The sequence below is a fragment of the Neisseria shayeganii genome (assembly GCF_014054965.1).
Taxonomy (GTDB): domain Bacteria; phylum Pseudomonadota; class Gammaproteobacteria; order Burkholderiales; family Neisseriaceae; genus Eikenella; species Eikenella shayeganii.
The window spans coordinates 1,326,471-1,344,615 of sequence record NZ_CP059567.1; the positions used below are offsets into that span (position 1 = coordinate 1,326,471).

Genomic DNA, 18,145 nt, shown 5'->3' on the forward strand with positions numbered 1-18,145 from the left:
CAGGCTACCTGAAACCGTTCAGGTAGCCTGCCTGCTTATCTTCCGCCCGATTATGATACCCAGCGAATTCATCGACGAACTGTTGGCCAAAATAGATATTGTCGACATCATCGACGAACAGGTGCCGCTGAAAAAAGGCGGCGCCAACTACATGGCCTGCTGCCCTTTTCACAAAGAAAAGTCGCCGTCGTTTTCAGTCAGTCCGAGCAAACAGTTTTACCACTGCTTCGGCTGCGGCGCCCACGGCTCGGCCATCGGCTTTGTGATGGAATACCAGGGCTTGTCGTTTACCGAAGCCGTGCAGTATCTGGCCGACCGCGTCGGCTTGGCAGTGCCGCGCAGCAAACATCAGGAGCGCCCAGAAGTGCGGGCGCAGCGCAAAAAAAAGCAGCAGACGCTGGAAGACGTTACCGCCCAAGCAGCCGGCTTTTATGCCCGCGAACTGGCCGACAGCAGCGCCGCCCAAGGCTACCTGAAAGGCCGCGGCCTCTCCGACGAGATCATCGCCCACTACGGCTTGGGCTACGCGCCCGAAGGTTGGCAGCCGCTGGCGCGTCAGATTCAGCCCTATCCGTCCGTCGAACTGGTGGAAAGCGGCATGGTGCTGGAAAAAGACGGCAAACATTACGACCGTTTCCGCCACCGCATCATGTTCCCCATCCGCAATACCGGCGGGCAGGTCATCGGCTTCGGCGGCCGCGTGTTGGACGACAGCAAACCCAAATACCTCAATTCGCCCGACACGCCTTTGTTCGACAAAGGCAAAAACCTCTACGGCCTCTACGAAGCGCGCGCCGCCATCAAAGACGCCGGGCGGATTTTGGTGGTGGAAGGCTATATGGACGTGGTGGCGCTGGCCCAATTCGGCATCGGCTACTGCGTCGCCGCCTTGGGCACCGCCACCACCGCCGAGCACATCAAAATTCTGATGCGCCAAACCGACAGCATTTATTTCTGCTTCGACGGCGACCGCGCCGGCCGCCAAGCCGCTTGGCGCGCCCTGGAAAACGCCCTGCCGCAACTGAAAGACGGCAAATCGCTGCATTTCCTGTTTCTGCCGGAAACGCACGACCCCGACAGCTATGTGCGCGAATTCGGCAAACAGCGTTTCGAAGACGCCCTGCTCAACCAGAGCAAGCCCTTATCGGCCTATTTTTGGGAAGCGCTCACCGAACCGCTCGATTTGCACACCCAAGAAGGCAAGGCCGAGCTGGTCAAACGCGCCGCGCCGCTGCTGAACCAAATCACCGCTCCGGCATTGGCTTTTCTGCTCAAGCAGGAATTGAGCGGCATGGTGGGCATCGACCCCGCCAACCTCGCCCACCTGATGGGCCAGGAAGCCCCCAAGCGGCATGTGGCCCAACAGCGCTACACTCTGCCGCGGCAAACCTTCCGCCAGCCGGAAATGCTCACGCTGGCGCAAAAACAGATTCGCAGCCTATTGATAAATCCGCAATGGGCTGCATATATCGACCTGCCCGACCACCTGGATTTGGGCGAAGACCTTTCCTGCCTGGCTGCCATGGCCGCTTATATCAGGCACAGCAAACACACGCCTTCGAGCGCCCAAATCATGGAAGCCATACGGCGCAGCCCCTATGCGGACAGCCTGCACAAAGTGGTGCAGGCCGGCGGCGACAGCGCCCAGTTCGACCACGGCAGCGACCGCGAACTGCACCATTTCCGCTTGGGGATGGAAAAACTGATGCACTCACTGCGACACCGGCAAATCGAAGCGTTAAAGCGCAAACACAGCACGCAAGGCTTGAGCGAAGACGAAAAAAAACTGCTGCTGGGTCTGTTGAGGCATCCCCCCCAAGCAGGCGCTACCTGAAACCAAACCGCTTTCAGGTAGCCCTGCCGGTAAACGGCCTCGCGCCGTTCCCCAACCCTTTTCAAGAGAAACACGAGAGCCTTATGTCCGAACTGAACAACCACGTCTCCGAAGACGAACAAGACGGTAACCGCCCGCTGACGCCCGAAGAACAGCGGGCGCGTTTGCGGCAGCTGATTCTGCTTGGCAAAGAGCGCGGCTACATCACCTACGCCGAAATCAACGACGCCCTGCCCGACGAAATGTCGGCCGATGCCGAACAGATCGACAACATCATCAATATGATCTCCGGCCTCGGCATCCAGGTAACCGAAGAAGCGCCAGACGCCGAAAGCCTGCTGATGGGCGACAACACCGCCAACATGACCGACGATGACGCGGTGGCGGAAGCCGAGGCCGCGCTGTCGCAGGCCGATTCCGAATTCGGCCGCACCACCGACCCCGTGCGTATGTATATGCGCGAAATGGGCCAGGTGGATCTGCTGACACGCGAAGACGAAATCGTCATCGCCAAAAAAATCGAAACCGCCCTGCGCAATATGATTCAGGCCATTTCCGCCTGCCCCGGCTCAGTGGCCGAAATTCTCGAACTGGTGGAAAAAATCCGCAAAGACGAAGTGCGCGTAGATGAAGTGGTGGAAGACATCATCGACCCGCACGAAGAATTGCTCGACGAACTGGGTATCGGCGTGGCCGCCAAAGAAGACAGCAGCGAATCGGCCGATCTCGACGAAGACAGCGATGAAGACGGTGACGACGACGAAGAGGAAAGCGACAGCAGCGCCATTAGCGCCGCCAATCTGGAAGAACTCAAGCAAAAAGTGCTCAACCATTTTGAAGGCATCGCCGGCTCTTACAAAAAAATGGTGGCCGTGCTGAAGAAGCACGACAGCCGCCATGCCAACTATCTGGCCCTGCGCAGCGAAATTGCCGACCAACTGCAAAACGTCCGTTTCGCCACCCGCCAGATTGAATCCTTAAGCAGCAGCCTGCGCAAACGGGTGGACAACATCCGCCGTCTGGAACGCGAAATCCGCGACATCTGTCTCGACCGCGTACACATGGACCGCGATTATTTCATCACCAGCTTCCTGCCCCAGCCCACCAATTTGGCGTGGGTGGAAGAAGAAATCGCCAAAAAGCGCGTGTGGAGCGAAGCGCTGGCCCGTTTCCAATACGCCATCATCGAAAAACAAACCGAATTGGCCGACTTGGAAAAACAGGCGCAAATTTCGATTGAAGAACTGAAAGAAATCAGCAAAAACATGGTGGTGAGCGAAAAAGAAACCGCCGCTGCCAAACAGGAAATGATTCAGGCCAACCTGCGTTTGGTGATTTCCATCGCCAAAAAATACACCAACCGCGGCCTGCAATTCCTCGATTTGATTCAGGAGGGCAACATCGGCCTGATGAAGGCGGTGGACAAATTCGAATACCGCCGCGGCTATAAATTCTCTACTTACGCCACCTGGTGGATCCGCCAAGCCATCACCCGCTCGATTGCCGACCAAGCGCGCACCATCCGCATTCCGGTGCACATGATCGAAACCATCAACAAAATGAACCGCATCTCGCGCCAATACCTGCAGGAAACCGGCGAAGATCCGGATGCCGCCAAACTGGCCGAACTGATGGAAATGCCGGAAGACAAAATCCGCAAAATCATGAAAATCGCCAAAGAACCGATTTCCATGGAAACCCCTATCGGCGACGACGACGACAGCCATTTGGGCGACTTCATCGAAGACGTCAACAATGTGGCACCGGCCGACGCCGCCATGTATTCCAGCCTGCGCGACGTCACCCGGGACATCCTGGAAAGCCTCACGCCACGCGAAGCCAAAGTGCTGCGCATGCGCTTCGGTATCGACATGAACACCGACCACACTCTGGAAGAAGTGGGCAAACAGTTCGACGTTACCCGCGAACGCATCCGCCAGATCGAAGCCAAAGCCCTGCGCAAACTGCGTCATCCCTCCCGCAGCGACCGCCTGAAGAGCTTCCTCGACAGCGAAGAACAAAAACCGTAACCCCCTTCTCTGCCTGTCTGAGCAATCCCCAGTCCCTTAAAACCCAGGCTGAGGCCTTTGCCACCCCGCTGCGGATACTGTTCAAGGCATAGCGGCGCAACGGGGTAAACGTCTCCAATCCTTGTGCAAACAGTGCCCTTCGGGCACAACGCACGGAGCCGCAATGCCCGTTCTCAGCCTCTTACCAAGGCTTCGGGCTACCTGAAAGCCGCCATTGCTTGTCAGCCCTTCGGCGAATCGGTAGAATGCCGCCTTCGCTTCTGACCGGGCCTGTAGCTCAGGGGTTAGAGCAGGGGACTCATAATCCCTTGGTCGTGGGTTCGAACCCCACCGGGCCCACCACATCCACATACAGGCCGCACCCATTGCGGCCTGTTTCTTTTGTTTGCCGATGCCCAAGCGCCGCATCGGCCACCCTGATTCAAGGACACAATATGGTACAAAATGTGATTGCCATCGACGGCCCCAGCGCCTCCGGCAAAGGCACCGTCGCCGCGCGGGTGGCCGAAGCCTTAGGCTGGCACTACCTCGATTCCGGCGCTCTTTACCGCCTGACCGCTTTGCATGCCCAACAGCAAAACACCGATTGGGCCGACGAAGAAGCCGTCGCCGCCTTGGCGCAAGCCCTGCCCGCAAGCTTTGACAACGGCCGCATCTGGCTGAATCAGGAAGACGTTTCCGACACCATCCGCAGCGAAGCCATCGGCATGGGCGCCTCCGCCGTGGCAAAACTGCCTGCCGTGCGTACCGCCCTGCTGCAACGCCAGCGCGATTTCCTCACCGGCCCCGGTCTGGTGGCAGACGGCCGCGACATGGCTTCGGTAGTGTTTCCCGATGCCGTGCTCAAAGTGTTTCTCACCGCTTCCGCACCGGTACGCGCAGAACGGCGCGCCCGCCAACTCGGCGTGCCCACAGAAGGCGAAGCTTTCGCCCGCATTCTGGCCGACATCGAAGCCCGCGACGAAGCCGACCGCAACCGCGCCGCCGCACCGCTGCACAGGCTACCTGAAGCCGAATGGTTGGACACCTCCGCCATGGGCATTGAAGAAGCAGTAAAAAAAGTGCTTGATTGGTATCGACAAAAGACAAATTAAGGTACAATGCCGCGTTTTGTGCGCCTGCCGTTGCCAAACGGCAGGGAAAGCGCCCAGATTTTCCGTCTGCCGTGCCAAGGGCGGCAGACTTTTCTCCACCCCAACCCCGCACCCCTTGGCGGTGTATGAAAGAAATGCATAACATGGAAAATTTTGCCCAGTTATTGGAAGAGTACTCAGCCGTACAGGAAATGAACCAAGGCGAAGTCATCACGGCCGAAGTGGTGGACATCACCGACAAATACGTGATTGTGAACGCCGGTTTGAAATCCGAATCCCTGATCGATCTGAGCGAATTCAAAAACGCCCAAGGCGAACTGGAAGTTAAAGTCGGCGATTTCGTGACCGTGACCATCGAGTCTGTAGAAAACGGTTTCGGCGAAACCAAACTGTCCCGCGAAAAAGCCAAACGCGCAGCCGATTGGATCACTTTGGAAGAAGCCATGGAAAACGGCGACATCCTCTCCGGCGTGATCAACGGCAAAGTCAAAGGCGGCCTGACCGTGATGATCAACAGCATCCGCGCCTTCCTGCCGGGCTCTTTGGTGGACGTGCGTCCGGTCAAAGACACTTCCCACTTCGAAGGCAAAGAAGTTGAGTTCAAAGTCATCAAACTGGACAAAAAACGCAACAACGTGGTGGTTTCCCGTCGTGCCGTGCTCGAAGAAACCCTGGGCGAAGAGCGCCAAGCCCTGCTGGAAAACCTGCAGGAGGGTACCGTTGTCAAAGGCATCGTGAAAAACATTACCGACTACGGCGCGTTCGTGGACTTGGGCGGCATCGACGGCCTGCTGCACATCACCGACCTGGCATGGCGCCGCGTGAAACACCCGAGCGAAGTGCTGGAAGTCGGCCAAGAAGTAGAAGCCAAAGTACTGAAATTCGACCAAGAACGCAGCCGCGTGTCTTTGGGCATGAAACAGCTGGGCGAAGATCCTTGGAACGGTCTGGCCCGTCGTTATCCGGCACGCACCCGCCTGTTCGGCAAAGTCACCAACCTGACCGACTACGGTGCGTTCGTAGAAATCGAACAAGGCATCGAAGGCTTGGTACACGTTTCCGAAATGGATTGGACCAACAAAAACGTCCACCCGAGCAAAGTCGTGCAACTGGGCGACGAAGTAGAAGTGATGATTCTGGACATCGACGAAGACCGCCGCCGCATCAGCTTGGGCATGAAACAATGCCAAGCCAATCCGTGGGAAGAGTTTGAAGCCGGCTTTAACAAAGGCGACAAAATCAAAGGCGCCGTGAAATCCATCACCGATTTCGGCGTATTCGTGGGCCTGCCGGGCAACATCGACGGCTTGGTACACCTCTCCGACCTCTCTTGGAGCGAAAGCGGCGAAGAAGCCGTACGCAAATACAAAAAAGGCGAAGAAGTGGAAGCCGTGGTCCTGTCCATCGATGTGGAAAAAGAACGCATCTCTTTGGGCATCAAACAGCTGGAAGGCGACCCCTTCGGCAACTACATCAGCGTGAACGACAAAGGCTCCCTGGTGAAAGGCACCGTGAAGTCTGTTGAAGCCAAAGGCGCCGAAATCGCCCTGGCCGATGAAGTAACCGCCTACCTGCCGGCCTCCGAGTTCGACAGCGAGCGCGTGGAAGACCTGACCACCAAGCTGAAGGAAGGCGACGAAGTAGAAGCCGTCATCGTGACCGTAGACCGCAAAAACCGCAGCATCAAACTGTCTGTGAAAGCCAAACACGCCAAAGAAAACCGCGACGCACTGAACACCGTGAACGCGGCCTCTTCTGCCAGCGCCGGCACCACCAGCCTGGGCGACCTGCTGAAAGCCAAGCTGGGCGGCGACAACGAATAATAAGGATGCGGCAATGACCAAATCAGAGTTGATGGTTCGTTTAGCTGAAAAATATATTGCTGCCAACAGCAATACCCAGCTGGCCGCCAAAGATGTCGAGCAGAGCGTTAAAGTTTTGGTGGACACCATGACCCGCTCCCTGGCCCGCGGCCAGCGCATCGAAATTCGTGGGTTTGGCAGCTTCGATCTCAACCACCGTCCGGCCCGTGTCGGACGCAATCCCAAAACCGGCGAAAAAGTGAACGTACCGGAAAAATACGTTCCCCATTTCAAACCCGGTAAAGAATTGCGTGAACGGGTGGATCAATCGGTTGCTAAATAACCGTTTCCCCGCCAAAACGCCGCTGTAAATCAGCGGCGTTTTTTTCAGCTTGAAGAACATCGGATAGGATAAAAGTCACCAGGCGCTTTACCATACCCCGTTTTGCCAGATTTTTTGGCAACGCCAACGAACAACAAGGGATGTTCTTACAGGCATCAAAAATCTTGTAAAGCCACATTTTTGCTGCGTAAATCCACTTCGCTACCGATACAAGTTACCCATACCGAGCGTGCTTGAAAAAGGCGGTTGGGCGCGCTTTTATTTCTCGAAAGCAATCATCAGGACAAACGGCCAATTGGGCGTATTCTTTCTCAGCAAGCATGGTTTTTCTCCGTTTTTAGTTGATTTTTGGATTAACATCCTGAGCGATAAGAAGTATCAATGATTCGATATTCTGGTGCTGTTCCACCACCTCCTTTCTCCCATTCCGGTTTGTCCCGCAAACGCAGAATCTCCGGCATTTCTTTTTTGATATACCACTCGATATTCGGCCGGCGCAGATTTAAGCCCATATCGAATTCCACTTGTTGCCAACCGCCGTTATAGGCCTTGTATTGGCGATAGGCGAAACTGCTGTTCCAGTCGAAGCAATGTCTGGGAATCACCACCATAAACCAAACGCCGTGTTCATCCCGATCCAAGACCATCGGTTTCCATTTGTCCGACCATACGGGCGGAGGGGGTAAACCCTTGGCATCCAGCACCTCCACTTCATTTTTTAAAATCTTATCGATACTTTCCGGCAGCAAGCCACCTTCCTGCACAACCAGCCGCCGCTCCACCAAAATCACCGTGCCGTCGCTCAGCTCCACCTCCTCTTTCCAGCTTTGGTGGGTGAGCGGCTCCAATTCAAAACAGCCCGCCAGCCACAGCGCGGCGGCCAGGCAGAGTCCGTACCGGCGAGATGTCAACATGATGGCTCCTTGGTTGTGCCCATTGTGAATTGCATTTTCAGGTAACCTGAAGGCTACCTGAAAAGACGGCATGATGATGAAAGACCGATTTTCCGGTCGTCGTCTTGCCAGTGGATTTCTTCTATCTCGGTAGGCAGAGTGATTTTATTCGCCCCAGTACAGTCATAAGCACGGGCGGCCAATTGGGCGTATTCTTTCTCAGCAAGCATGGTTTTTCTCCGCTGAATGATTGGTTAAGTTTATATGTAATAATTTTTAACAAGCTACATAATATTTAGTATTAATAATTCGATACTTTGGATGTGCCTCTCCCCCTTTCTCCCATTCCGGTTTGTCACGTAAGCGCAGCATTTCCGGCATTTCTTTTTTGATTCGCCACTCAATATTCGGCCGGCGCAGATTTAAGCCCGTATCGAATTCCACCTGTTGCCAAACCCCGTTATAAGCCTTGTATTGGCGATAGGCAAAACTGCTATTCCAGTCATGACAATGGATTGGGATGACCACCATAAACCAAACCCCATTATTGTCCCGATCCAGCACCATGGTTCGCCATTTATCCGACCATACGGGCGGCGGGGGTAAACCCTTGGCATCCAGCACTTCCACTTCTTCTTTTAAGATTTCTTCATAGCTATCCGGTAAGAAGCCACCTTCCTGCACAACCAGCCGCCGTTCCACCAAAATTACCGTACCGTCGCTCAGCTCCACTTCCTCTTTCCAGCTTTGATGGGTGAGCGGCTCCAATTCAAAACAGCCCGCCAGCCACAGCGTGGTGGCCAGGCAGAGTCCGTAATGGCGAGATGTCAACATGATGGCTCCTTGGTTGTGTCCATTATTTTCAGGTAGCCTGAAGGCTACCTGAAAAGAAACGGCGGCGGAATAGAATGCCCGCTCTGTTTTCGCATTCAGGCAACATATCTCGGCTGCCGGCTCAAACTGCCCCGTTTTCAGGTGGCCCACATTCTCTGCCACCCCGGCTTGGCAAAGGCCGGCAAACGCGCTATAACCGCGCCTTTGCCCACGGGAATCCGCCATGAACCGCGACACCGCCTCTCTGGCCTTGAGCAAACAGCTGCTGGCCGAGCCTTCCGTTACCCCCGACGATGCCCGCTGCCAGGCCATTTTGGCCGAGCGCCTGCGCGCCATCGGCTTTAGCGTGGAAACGCTGCCCTTCGGCGACACGCAAAACTTTTGGGCACGCCGCGGCAACAGCGGGCCGTTGTTGTGCTTTGCCGGCCACACCGATGTGGTGCCGCCCGGCCCCTTGGACAAATGGACCTCCCCGCCCTTCACGCCCACCGAGCGGGACGGCCGTCTCTATGCCCGCGGCGCGGCCGACATGAAAACCAGCATCGCCTGCTTTGTGACCGCCTGCGAGCGCTTTGTCGCCGCCCATCCCGACCATCCCGGCAGCCTGGCGCTGCTGATTACCTCCGATGAAGAAGGCGATGCGCACGACGGCACCACCCGCGTGGTAGATGTGTTGAGCGCGCGCGGCGAATGGATCGATTACTGCATCGTCGGCGAACCCACCGCAGTAGCGACCTTGGGCGACACCATCAAAAACGGCCGCCGCGGCTCGCTCTCCGGCAAGCTCACCGTAAAAGGCAAACAGGGCCACATCGCCTACCCGCATCTGGCCGTGAACCCCATCCACCTGGCCGCCCCCGCGCTGGCAGAGCTGGCCGCTACCGAATGGGACCGCGGCAATGCCTATTTCCCGCCCACCGGCTTCCAAATCTCCAATATCCACGCCGGCACCGGCGCCACCAATGTGATTCCCGGCGTATTGGAAGTGACATTCAACTTCCGCTTCTCTACCGAATCCACCGACACCAGCCTCAAACAGCGCGTACACCACATTCTCGACAAACACGGCCTGGTTTACGAACTGGATTGGTCGCTCTCCGGCCAACCCTTCCTCACTGAGGCCGGCCGCCTTACCGAAGTGGCACAGGCCGCCATCGGCGAAGAATGCGGCCTGCAAGCCGAGCTTTCCACCAGCGGCGGCACCTCAGACGGCCGCTTTATCAAAGCCATTGCCCGCGAGCTGATCGAACTGGGGCCGGTAAACGCCAGCATCCACCAAATCGACGAACACATCGAGCTGGCCGCCGTATCACAACTCTCCGCCGTGTATGAAAACATCATCCGCCGCCTGCTCGTACCCGCTGCCACATGCTGACGCCCGAAAGCTGCGACCTGTTCCGGCAACCGTTTTTCCAGTTTGCCCAACTCAAACAACACTGCCCGGAGCGCATTCCGCAAATCAAGGCCGACTACCGTGCCGTCTGGCTCGTGTGGCAGGCCTTAATCCGCGAAGTCTCTGCCGGCTTGGGAATGCCGTTTGCCGAGCCGCATATCGAACGCTGGTGCAACGGCTGGCAGGTACGCGCCCATTTCTTCGCCTATTTCAAATACGCACAACACCGCGATTCGGCCGCTATTTTCTCCGTGCTGCTGAATCGCCGTCGCTTGAGCGTAAGTCTCGATTGGCACAGCCACAAAGCCGCCGTCTCAATGCTGACGCTGGCGCAATACCGGCGTTGGACGAGCGCATTGCCCGTCTTCTGCCGCCATCCCGAACATGCCGGTTTTGAAGTCTGGCACGGCAGCGACAGCGAATACGCCGACCATCCCGGCTTGGCACAGTATCTGGCCGCCGCATCGGCCGAACCCGACGGCGCGGATTTTCTGCGTATCGGGCGCCATCTTGAACGCGATGCCTTGCAGCAAACAAAAAGCGCGCCCTGGATCATCGAATCCATACGCGCGCTACAGCCTTTGTATGAGGCCTGTTATACCGCCGAAGATGGCTGATGTCTGCAGCCATCTTTAATTATAATTAATTGTTTTGCTTATTCCGTTTCCATTTCCATCCTGTTTCGGGCCAGCCTTTCAGGTAGCCTGAGCGCTTTGTAAAAGCCTCAAATATGGATGCCGTTCAAGGCGCAACGGCGCAATGGGCATGGACACAAAGAATGCCTTAGGAAAGACAGATCACACAATAGGCAAGCTAAGCGAGCCCTGCGCCAAGGGCAGAACCGCACAGCGCAGAAATGCGCCGCGGGTACGGATTTTGCGAAAGCCTCAGGCTACCTGAAAGCCACAATCGATATGCCCGTGCAAGGAAAGCTGCACGCTGTCACCGTGGTGCAGCTCGCCCACACCCTCCGGTGTGCCGGTGTAAATCAGGCTGCCGGCGGGCAGGCCGTAGGTGGCGGACAAAAACGCAATCAGCTGCGGCACGGAAAACATCATCTGCCCGCTGTCGCCCTGCTGGCGCAGGCGGCCGTTGATATGCAGACTGAAACCGAGGCAGTCGGGCGCGGGCAGCACTTCGGGCGACACCAAGTGCGACACGCAGGCGCTGCCGCGGAAACCCTTGGCCTTCAGCCACGGCAGCCCCTGGCTTTTGGCCGCGCTCTGCACGTCGCGGGCGGTCAGGTCCAAGCCGATGCCCACGCCGGCCACATAATCCATTGCGTCGGCCGCCGACACATATTCCGCCGTGCGGCCGATATACAACACCAGCTCGCATTCATAATGCACCGATTCGCTGTACGGCGGCAGCACAATCGGGCTGCCCGCCCGCAGCAGGGCGCCGGTGGGCTTTAAAAACGCCAAAGGCTCCTCCGGCACCGCATTGCCCAGCTCCTTGGCGTGTTCTCGGTAATTGCGGCCGATGCAGAAAATATTGCTCACTTCGCGGCGTTCGCCGTTTAACACAATATGCGGCATGCTGTACTCCTGATGGTGTCTACTAGATGGGATTGGCATGGCTGTACCGGGTGGGCCAAACGGCTTTCAGGTAGCCTCAAGCCCAGGCTACCTGAAAGCCGAATCCGTGGCGGCCAACAAACGGCGGTAAATCGCTTCGTCCTCTGCCGAAAAACAGCACAGCCACACCTGCTCCAGTGCCGGGCACACCGGCAGCGTGCGGCGGATGCTTTCCAGCGCTACCTCGGCCGCCGCCGCAGGCGGATAGCCATAGACGCCGGTGCTGATGCACGGAAAGGCGATGCTGCGCAAACCGTGCTGCTGGGCCAGCCGCAACGATTGGGCATAAGCCGAGGCCAACAGCTCGGCTTCGCCTTGGCCGCCGCCGTACCAAATCGGCCCCACAGTGTGAATCACATGGCGGGCGGGCAGGCCGTAGCCGCGAGTAATTTTGGCCTCACCGGTGCGGCAGCCGTTTAAGCCGCGGCACTCGGCCAAAAGCTGCGGCCCGGCGGCTCGGTGTATCGCGCCGTCCACCCCGCCGCCGCCGAGCAGGCTGTTGTTGGCGGCATTCACCACCGCATCCACCGCCAGCGTGGTGATGTCGGCGCGAATCACGCTGATTTGTGCGCTCACGAGAAGACGGCTCCTTTGGCAAAACGGTTGCCACAGGCATTCAGGCTACCTGAACGCAGTGGCCTTAATTAGCGGTCAACAAAGTTAACGCTTCGCGGTATTTGTCCACGGTTTTCTCGATCACCTCGGCCGGCACGCGCGGGGCGGGCGGTTGTTTGTTCCAGCCGCTTGCTTCCAGCCAGTCGCGGATAAACTGCTTGTCGAAAGAAGGCGGATTGGTGCCCACTTGGTATTGATCGGCAGGCCAGAAACGGCTGGAATCGGGCGTGAGCACTTCGTCCATCAGGGTGAGGGTGCCGTTTTCGTCGAGGCCGAATTCGAATTTGGTGTCGCAGATGATGATGCCGCGCGTTTTGGCATAGGCGGCGGCTTCGGTGTAGAGCGCAATGGCTTTGGCGCGCACTTCGGCGGCCAGCTCTTTGCCGATGATGCGCTCGCACGCTTCATAGCTGATGTTTTCGTCGTGGTCGCCCACTTCGGCCTTGGTGGACGGGGTAAAGATGACTTCGGGCAACTGCTGGGCCTCCTGCATGCCTTCGGGCAGGCGGATGCCGCACACGCTGCCGGTTTTTTGATAGTCTTTCCAGCCGCTGCCGGCCAAATAGCCGCGCACGATGGCCTCCACTTTTACCGGCCTCAGCTTCTTCGCCACCACCGCGCGTTTTTCCAGCGCCTGCGCTTCGGCGGCGGGCAGCACATCGGCCACGGTGTCGCCGGTAAAGTGGTTGGGCATGATGTGCCGCAGTTTTTCAAACCAGAAATTGGAAATCTGGGTAAGGATTTCGCCTTTGCCGGGAATGGGGTCGTCGAGGATGACATCGAAGGCGGAGAGCCGGTCGGAGGCCACCATCAGCATCCGTTTGTCGTCGATTTCATAAAGGTCGCGTACTTTGCCGGAATAGATTTTTTTCAGGCTGGGGGTCATGTCGGGCTTTCTTTTGCTTTGCGGAAAAAAACTTTATTTTAACGGAATTCTACATTCCGGTTGATTGAATTTGAATCAAACAGCGCCAGTTAATGCCCCACGCAAGTGCACGGCATTCAAGGTGAATGCCGGCATACCGTGAAGGTATGTTTTCTCCAGCCCTTTAAGAAAGGAATATCCGCATGAGCAAGTATGAGCGCCAAAAAGAAGACCTGATGAAAGAAGTACGTTCTGTATTGGGCGAATTGGAAAGCCTGTATGAAACCGCCAAAGACGACGGCTCCCAAGAAGCCCGCGCACTGAAAGAAAAAGTGCAAAGCAGCCTGGGCCGCGCCAAAAACCAACTGTTGAACTTGGAATCGCAAGCCACCGAGCGCGTTAAAGAAACCGCCCGTCAAACCGACGCCCTGATTCACGAGCAACCCTACTACGCCATGGGCATTGCTGCCTTGGCCGGCGTTGTCATCGGCGCCCTGCTGACCCGCCGTTAATCCGGCAAAGCGCGGCGGCAGAGCATCTCCTGCCTCTGCCGCCTTTTTCAGGTAGCCCGACTGCCTGACCACAACCGTTTCACCACCCGAAACGGTTTTTTCGAAATGGAGTTTCTATTGAGCCTGATCCGCCAATTCAAACAATTCCGCCTCTGGTTGGAACACGGCAGTGAGCTGGCCGTACTGCGCCTGCACATGCTCAAAATCGACCTCACCGAACAGGTATTGTCGTGGGTGAAAATCGGTGTGGCGCTGATGATCTGCGGCGTCTGCCTGCTGGCCGGCCTCATCAGCCTCTTGTTCGGCCTCAACGCCGCTCTCACCCCGGAAGCCAAATTATGGGTGTTCTTCGGCACTTTCGGTCTGCTGAGCCTGATTGCCTTGATCATGCTGTGGCAGGTCATCCGTTTGTGGCGGATGCAGGGACATTTCACCAGCGATACTTTCCGCCAAATTGCCGGCGACCTTGAGCGTTTGCGCGACCCGCGCCCCACCGCCCCCTCTTCAGGAGCAGAGCATGAGCAAATCTGATTTGGACTTAAAGGAACAGCGCGAGTTATTGGCATTGAAAGCCGACTTGGTACGCCTGAAAATCGCGCTGGCCAAGCGCCAACAACAAATGGAAGATGCCCGCCAAGTCAGCTCCGCCCTTCCCTTGGCGCCCCTGATCAGCGGTGCGGAAAAACTGTATGCCCAACCGTTGCTGTGGAAACTGGCCTTGTGGCCATCGCGTTGGAAACACAAACTGCTGCTGGGCGGCGCCCTGATGGCTTGGCAGTGGTGGCGCAGCCAACAGCCGCGCTGAACGCCGCTGCGTGCGCGCCCATCCCAACCGGGCTACCTGAAAATACCGAATGCGTTTTCAGGTAGCCTTTTCCCATTGTTTTTCTTCTATTGTTTTTCGCTGCCCCATCCCCAATTTTCAGGCATCCGGAAACTTCGCTTCATCTCTATCTTTTTCCCTACAAACCGCTTTGCAAGAAAGGCAGACCCATTGAATACCATTTTAAACATTATCTGGATTGTGTTCGGCGGCCTGCTGATGGCTTTGGGCTGGTGGTTGGCCGGCTTGCTGATGGCACTGACCGTCATCGGCCTGCCGTGGGCGCGCGCCTGTTTCGTCATTGGCAACTTCACGCTGTGGCCGTTCGGCCATGAAGCGGTCAGCCGCAGCCTGCTGACCGGCCGCGAAGACCTCGGCACCGGCGCGGCCGGTATGCTGGGCAACGTGATTTGGTTTGTGCTGGCCGGCTGGTGGCTGGCCATCGGCCACCTCACCACCGCCGTCGGCTATTTTGTTACCATCATCGGCATCCCCTTCGGCGTGCAACACCTCAAGTTCGCCCTGCTCGCCCTCTCGCCCATCGGCAAAACCATTGTGCCGAAACATTGATTGCCCGTGCTGCTTTCAGGTAGCCTTAGGGCGTGTTGTCGGTTAGCATTGCGGCAACACGTCCTTATTTCTTCCTCTTCATCCGAATCTTTTTGAAAGCCCGCCATGTTGGAAAAAGCCCGCTTCCGCATCGAAGGCATGACCTGTCAGGCCTGCGCCAACCGGATTGAAAAAGTCCTCAATAAAAAAGACTTCATCAGCGAAGCCACCGTCAATTTTGCCAATGAAGAAGCGCAAGTCAGCTTCGATGCCGCACGCACCGATGCGGCACAGATTGCCGCCTTAATCGGCAAAGCCGGCTTCCAAGCCAGCCTCAACACCGACGGCACGGTTGAAAACGCCGATAAAAGCCATTGGCGGGTGTGGCTGCTGCTGGCTTTGTGCGCGCCGTTTGCCGTGGGCATGGCCGGCATGCTGTTCGGCACCCACGCCTGGATGCCGCCGGTGTGGATACAGTTTGTTCTCGCCAGCGTGGTGCAGTGTTGGCTGATGATGCCGTTTTACCGCAGCGCCTGGCACAGCATACGTGGCGGCTTGGCCAATATGGATGTGTTGGTGTCGGCCGGCACCTCAGCCATTTATCTCTACTCCACCGCCATGTGGCTGCTGCACGGCAGCCACGCGCACGGCATGGTGTATTTTGAAGCCGGCGTGATGGTGGCGGCTTTTGTGAGCCTCGGCAAATATTGGGAGGAGCGCACCAAGCGCCACAGCCTCAACAGCCTCGGCCTGCTGCTGCAGCTCACGCCCAAGCAGGTGGTCTGCCGCCGTGAAGGCCAATGGCAGGCCGCTGCGCTGGCCGACGTGCGCCCCGGCGACGAATTGCAGGCCAAACACGGCGAGCGGATTGCCGCCGACGGCGTGGTGCTGGCCGGCGAAGGCTGGGCCGACGAAAGCCACCTCACCGGCGAGAGCGAGCCGCAGCACAAACTGCCCGGCAGCCGCGTGCTGGCCGGCTCGGTGCTCAACGGCCACTTGGAATACCGCGCCGAGCAGCTCGGCAGCCAAACCCTGCTCGGCGACATGATGCACGCCCTGGCCGAAGCACAAGGCAGCAAGGCGCCGATTGCGCGGATTGCCGACCAAGTAGCGGCCGTATTCGTGCCCGTGGTCGGCCTGATTGCGCTGGCCACCTTTTTCCTCACCTGGTGGCTGGCCGGCAGCGCCGCCACCGCGCTGATTCACTCAGTGGCGGTATTGGTGATCGCCTGCCCCTGCGCGCTGGGCTTGGCCACGCCCGCCGCCATCATGGCCGGCATGGGCGTAGCGGTGCGGCACGGCATTTGGTTCCGCGACGCTGCCGCCTTGGAGCAGGCCGCCGGCATCGATACCGTGATTCTCGACAAAACCGGCACCCTCACCCAAGGCCGCCCGCAAATTGCCGCCGTCTGGCTACCTGAAAACGGCAACGAAACCCTGCTGTGGCAAGCCGCCGCCGCAGTCGAACAGCTGTCGCTGCACCCGCTGGCCCAGGCCATCGTGGCGGCCGCCGCCGAAAAAGTATCCGTCCTGCCTGCTGCCGAACAGGTGCACACCGAAGCCGGGCAAGGCATGTCCGCCCAAGTAGCCAGTATCGGCGACGTGCGGGTGGGCACGCCCGAATACTGCGGCTTCAGGCTACCTGAAACACTGGACGGCGTATGGCAAATCGCCAGCGTAGCGGCAGTGTCGGTAAACGGCCTGGCCGCCGGCGCCTTTGCCTTGGCCGACGAACTCAAACCCGACAGCCTCGCCGCCGTACAGCGTTTGCAGCAACACAGCATCGAAGTGCGCATCATGAGCGGCGACCGCCAAAGCACGGTGGATTACATCGCCGCCCAACTCGGCATCCAACACGCCCAAGGCCGCTGCTCGCCGCGCGACAAAGCCGCCGCCATCCAAGCCCTGCAACAAGAAGGACGACGCGTGGCCATGGCGGGCGACGGCATCAACGACGCCCCCGCCTTGGCCGCCGCCGATGCCGGTTTCGCCATGCGCGGCGGCGCCGATGCTGCCGAACACGCCGCATCCGCCACCCTGATGCAGCACTCCGTGCAACAGGTGGCCGACGCCCTGCTGATCGCCCGCGCCACTTTGCGCAATATCCGGCAAAACCTGTTTTTCGCCTTTTTCTACAACAGCCTCGGCATCCCGCTGGCCGCCTTCGGCCTACTCACCCCCGTTTTGGCCGGCGCCGCCATGGCCCTCAGCTCGGTTTCCGTGTTGGGCAATGCCATGCGCCTCAAGCGCTACCGGCCGGAGAGAGATTTCAGGTAACCTACCCGCCTCTTGCCAATTCGGCGGCCTGCCGTTACCCTACCGTCTGTTTTGTTTTTTTTACCAAATTGCCCGATGAATATCCGTTACTTAAGCTGCGCCCTCCTTCTCGGCCTTGCCGCCGCTGCCGCCCAAGCCGAAACCCGTGCCGTCATCGACACCAACCACGGCAGCATCGAACTGAGCCTGGATGAAACCCGCGCCCCGAAAACCGTGGCCAACTTCGCCGCCTATGCCCGCAAAGGCTTTTACAACGGCACCATTTTCCACCGTGTGATCCCCGGTTTCATGATCCAAGGCGGCGGCCTCACCGCCGACATGGCCGAAAAAGCCACCGAGCGCCCCATCGCCAACGAAGCGGCCAACGGCCTGCAAAACCGGCGCTACACCATCGCCATGGCGCGCACCGCCCTGCCCCACTCGGCCACCAGCCAGTTTTTCATCAACCTGAAAGACAACGATTTCCTCAACCACAGCAGCCCCGATGCCCGCGGCTACGGCTATGCCGTTTTCGGCAAAGTCACCGGCGGCTTCGAAGTGGTGGACAAAATCGCCGCCGAACCCACCACCACCCGTACACCGCACGAAAACGTGCCGCGCACGCCGGTGCTCATCCGCCGCGTACGGATTTTGGATTAAGCGGCCGCCTCTTCAAAACCAAGCAAACGGCTGCCCTTGTGTTCAGGTAGCCTCTTTGCTTGATG

Annotated in this window: 19 protein-coding genes and 1 tRNA gene; 14 read left to right on the plus strand and 6 right to left on the minus strand. The window is 58.1% G+C overall.

Annotated features, from left to right (window positions below; all coding sequences use genetic code 11):
• The first annotated feature begins 52 nt into the window (after positions 1-52).
• The 6 genes from dnaG (at position 53) to H3L94_RS06465 (ending at position 7,103) form a co-directional block, all read left to right on the plus strand.
• Entirely contained in the window at positions 53-1,834 is a 1,782-nt protein-coding gene (gene dnaG, locus H3L94_RS06440; RefSeq protein WP_182121344.1) for a DNA primase, read from the plus strand.
• An 83-nt stretch (positions 1,835-1,917) separates the two neighbouring features.
• Entirely contained in the window at positions 1,918-3,864 is a 1,947-nt protein-coding gene (rpoD, locus tag H3L94_RS06445; RefSeq protein ID WP_182121345.1) for an RNA polymerase sigma factor RpoD, read from the plus strand.
• Positions 3,865-4,130: 266 nt separating this feature from the next.
• A tRNA-Ile gene (locus H3L94_RS06450) sits at positions 4,131-4,206 on the plus strand.
• Positions 4,207-4,298: 92 nt separating this feature from the next.
• Positions 4,299-4,958, plus strand: coding sequence for a (d)CMP kinase (cmk, locus tag H3L94_RS06455; RefSeq protein WP_182121346.1), 660 nt, complete (start codon positions 4,299-4,301; stop codon positions 4,956-4,958).
• A 143-nt stretch (positions 4,959-5,101) separates the two neighbouring features.
• Complete coding sequence (gene rpsA / locus H3L94_RS06460) at positions 5,102-6,781, plus strand: 30S ribosomal protein S1 (protein ID WP_040659897.1); 1,680 nt, start codon at positions 5,102-5,104, stop codon at positions 6,779-6,781.
• 13 nt (positions 6,782-6,794) lie between these two features.
• Complete coding sequence (locus H3L94_RS06465) at positions 6,795-7,103, plus strand: integration host factor subunit beta (RefSeq protein WP_009117851.1); 309 nt, start codon at positions 6,795-6,797, stop codon at positions 7,101-7,103.
• On the opposite strand, the gene H3L94_RS06470 is transcribed toward H3L94_RS06465, so the two are convergent.
• The 3 genes from H3L94_RS06470 to H3L94_RS06480 all read right to left on the minus strand — a co-directional run bounded on the left by H3L94_RS06470 (position 7,096) and on the right by H3L94_RS06480 (position 9,055).
• On the minus strand, positions 7,096-7,281 hold the full coding sequence (locus H3L94_RS06470) for a hypothetical protein (protein WP_182121347.1): 186 nt from the start codon (positions 7,279-7,281) through the stop codon (positions 7,096-7,098). The genes H3L94_RS06465 and H3L94_RS06470 overlap by 8 nt on opposite strands.
• Before the next feature lie 175 nt (positions 7,282-7,456).
• Complete coding sequence (locus H3L94_RS06475) at positions 7,457-8,017, minus strand: hypothetical protein (RefSeq protein WP_182121348.1); 561 nt, start codon at positions 8,015-8,017, stop codon at positions 7,457-7,459.
• Positions 8,018-8,272: 255 nt separating this feature from the next.
• Complete coding sequence (locus H3L94_RS06480; protein ID WP_182121349.1) at positions 8,273-9,055, minus strand: hypothetical protein; 783 nt, start codon at positions 9,053-9,055, stop codon at positions 8,273-8,275.
• Here H3L94_RS06480 and dapE point away from each other — a divergent pair.
• Complete coding sequence (dapE, locus tag H3L94_RS06485) at positions 9,054-10,205, plus strand: succinyl-diaminopimelate desuccinylase (protein WP_182121350.1); 1,152 nt, start codon at positions 9,054-9,056, stop codon at positions 10,203-10,205. The two genes, H3L94_RS06480 and dapE, sit on opposite strands and share 2 nt — an antisense overlap.
• Complete coding sequence (locus H3L94_RS06490) at positions 10,199-10,840, plus strand: HI_0552 family protein (protein WP_182121351.1); 642 nt, start codon at positions 10,199-10,201, stop codon at positions 10,838-10,840. The genes dapE and H3L94_RS06490 overlap by 7 nt, the downstream gene beginning before the upstream one ends.
• A 270-nt stretch (positions 10,841-11,110) precedes the next feature.
• On the opposite strand, the gene H3L94_RS06495 is transcribed toward H3L94_RS06490, so the two are convergent.
• The 3 genes from H3L94_RS06495 to H3L94_RS06505 form a co-directional block, all read right to left on the minus strand.
• Complete coding sequence (locus tag H3L94_RS06495) at positions 11,111-11,761, minus strand: fumarylacetoacetate hydrolase family protein (RefSeq protein WP_182121352.1); 651 nt, start codon at positions 11,759-11,761, stop codon at positions 11,111-11,113.
• Positions 11,762-11,848: 87 nt separating this feature from the next.
• Positions 11,849-12,376, minus strand: a complete 528-nt coding sequence (locus H3L94_RS06500; protein WP_182121353.1) for an O-acetyl-ADP-ribose deacetylase — start codon at positions 12,374-12,376, stop codon at positions 11,849-11,851.
• A 64-nt stretch (positions 12,377-12,440) separates the two neighbouring features.
• A complete protein-coding gene (locus H3L94_RS06505; RefSeq protein ID WP_182121354.1) occupies positions 12,441-13,301 on the minus strand; it encodes a phosphoribosylaminoimidazolesuccinocarboxamide synthase in 861 nt (286 codons plus the stop codon).
• Between the two features lie 182 nt (positions 13,302-13,483).
• Between H3L94_RS06505 and H3L94_RS06510 the strand changes: the two genes are divergently transcribed.
• The 6 genes from H3L94_RS06510 to H3L94_RS06535 all read left to right on the plus strand — a co-directional run bounded on the left by H3L94_RS06510 (position 13,484) and on the right by H3L94_RS06535 (position 18,080).
• Positions 13,484-13,792 carry an ElaB/YgaM/YqjD family protein gene (locus H3L94_RS06510; RefSeq protein ID WP_182121355.1) on the plus strand — a complete coding sequence of 103 codons (309 nt, stop codon included), beginning with the start codon at positions 13,484-13,486 and terminating at the stop codon, positions 13,790-13,792.
• Positions 13,793-13,897: 105 nt separating this feature from the next.
• Positions 13,898-14,323 carry a phage holin family protein gene (locus H3L94_RS06515; RefSeq protein ID WP_009117827.1) on the plus strand — a complete coding sequence of 142 codons (426 nt, stop codon included), beginning with the start codon at positions 13,898-13,900 and terminating at the stop codon, positions 14,321-14,323.
• Positions 14,310-14,597, plus strand: a complete 288-nt coding sequence (locus H3L94_RS06520) for a hypothetical protein (protein ID WP_009117826.1) — start codon at positions 14,310-14,312, stop codon at positions 14,595-14,597. The genes H3L94_RS06515 and H3L94_RS06520 overlap by 14 nt, the downstream gene beginning before the upstream one ends.
• Positions 14,598-14,786: 189 nt before the next feature.
• Entirely contained in the window at positions 14,787-15,185 is a 399-nt protein-coding gene (locus H3L94_RS06525; RefSeq protein WP_182121356.1) for a YccF domain-containing protein, read from the plus strand.
• Positions 15,186-15,290: 105 nt separating this feature from the next.
• On the plus strand, positions 15,291-17,441 hold the full coding sequence (locus tag H3L94_RS06530) for a heavy metal translocating P-type ATPase (RefSeq protein ID WP_182121357.1): 2,151 nt from the start codon (positions 15,291-15,293) through the stop codon (positions 17,439-17,441).
• 75 nt (positions 17,442-17,516) lie between these two features.
• Positions 17,517-18,080, plus strand: a complete 564-nt coding sequence (locus H3L94_RS06535) for a peptidylprolyl isomerase (RefSeq protein WP_182121358.1) — start codon at positions 17,517-17,519, stop codon at positions 18,078-18,080.
• Positions 18,081-18,145 lie beyond the last annotated feature (65 nt).

What these genes read in the sequence shown, in the direction of transcription:
- H3L94_RS06510 (WP_182121355.1), top strand. Translation starts at nt 13,484, where the DNA reads ATGAGCAAGTATGAGCGCCAAAAAGAAGACCTGATGAAAGAAGTACGT.
- cmk (WP_182121346.1), top strand. Translation starts at nt 4,299, where the DNA reads ATGGTACAAAATGTGATTGCCATCGACGGCCCCAGCGCCTCCGGCAAA.
- H3L94_RS06480 (WP_182121349.1), bottom strand. Translation starts at nt 9,055, where the DNA reads ATGGCGGATTCCCGTGGGCAAAGGCGCGGTTATAGCGCGTTTGCCGGC.
- H3L94_RS06535 (WP_182121358.1), top strand. Translation starts at nt 17,517, where the DNA reads ATGAATATCCGTTACTTAAGCTGCGCCCTCCTTCTCGGCCTTGCCGCC.
- H3L94_RS06515 (WP_009117827.1), top strand. Translation starts at nt 13,898, where the DNA reads ATGGAGTTTCTATTGAGCCTGATCCGCCAATTCAAACAATTCCGCCTC.
- H3L94_RS06520 (WP_009117826.1), top strand. Translation starts at nt 14,310, where the DNA reads ATGAGCAAATCTGATTTGGACTTAAAGGAACAGCGCGAGTTATTGGCA.
- rpoD (WP_182121345.1), top strand. Translation starts at nt 1,918, where the DNA reads ATGTCCGAACTGAACAACCACGTCTCCGAAGACGAACAAGACGGTAAC.
- H3L94_RS06505 (WP_182121354.1), bottom strand. Translation starts at nt 13,301, where the DNA reads ATGACCCCCAGCCTGAAAAAAATCTATTCCGGCAAAGTACGCGACCTT.
- H3L94_RS06490 (WP_182121351.1), top strand. Translation starts at nt 10,199, where the DNA reads ATGCTGACGCCCGAAAGCTGCGACCTGTTCCGGCAACCGTTTTTCCAG.
- rpsA (WP_040659897.1), top strand. Translation starts at nt 5,102, where the DNA reads ATGGAAAATTTTGCCCAGTTATTGGAAGAGTACTCAGCCGTACAGGAA.
- H3L94_RS06530 (WP_182121357.1), top strand. Translation starts at nt 15,291, where the DNA reads ATGTTGGAAAAAGCCCGCTTCCGCATCGAAGGCATGACCTGTCAGGCC.
- H3L94_RS06475 (WP_182121348.1), bottom strand. Translation starts at nt 8,017, where the DNA reads ATGTTGACATCTCGCCGGTACGGACTCTGCCTGGCCGCCGCGCTGTGG.
- H3L94_RS06465 (WP_009117851.1), top strand. Translation starts at nt 6,795, where the DNA reads ATGACCAAATCAGAGTTGATGGTTCGTTTAGCTGAAAAATATATTGCT.
- H3L94_RS06470 (WP_182121347.1), bottom strand. Translation starts at nt 7,281, where the DNA reads ATGTGGCTTTACAAGATTTTTGATGCCTGTAAGAACATCCCTTGTTGT.
- dnaG (WP_182121344.1), top strand. Translation starts at nt 53, where the DNA reads ATGATACCCAGCGAATTCATCGACGAACTGTTGGCCAAAATAGATATT.
- dapE (WP_182121350.1), top strand. Translation starts at nt 9,054, where the DNA reads ATGAACCGCGACACCGCCTCTCTGGCCTTGAGCAAACAGCTGCTGGCC.
- H3L94_RS06495 (WP_182121352.1), bottom strand. Translation starts at nt 11,761, where the DNA reads ATGCCGCATATTGTGTTAAACGGCGAACGCCGCGAAGTGAGCAATATT.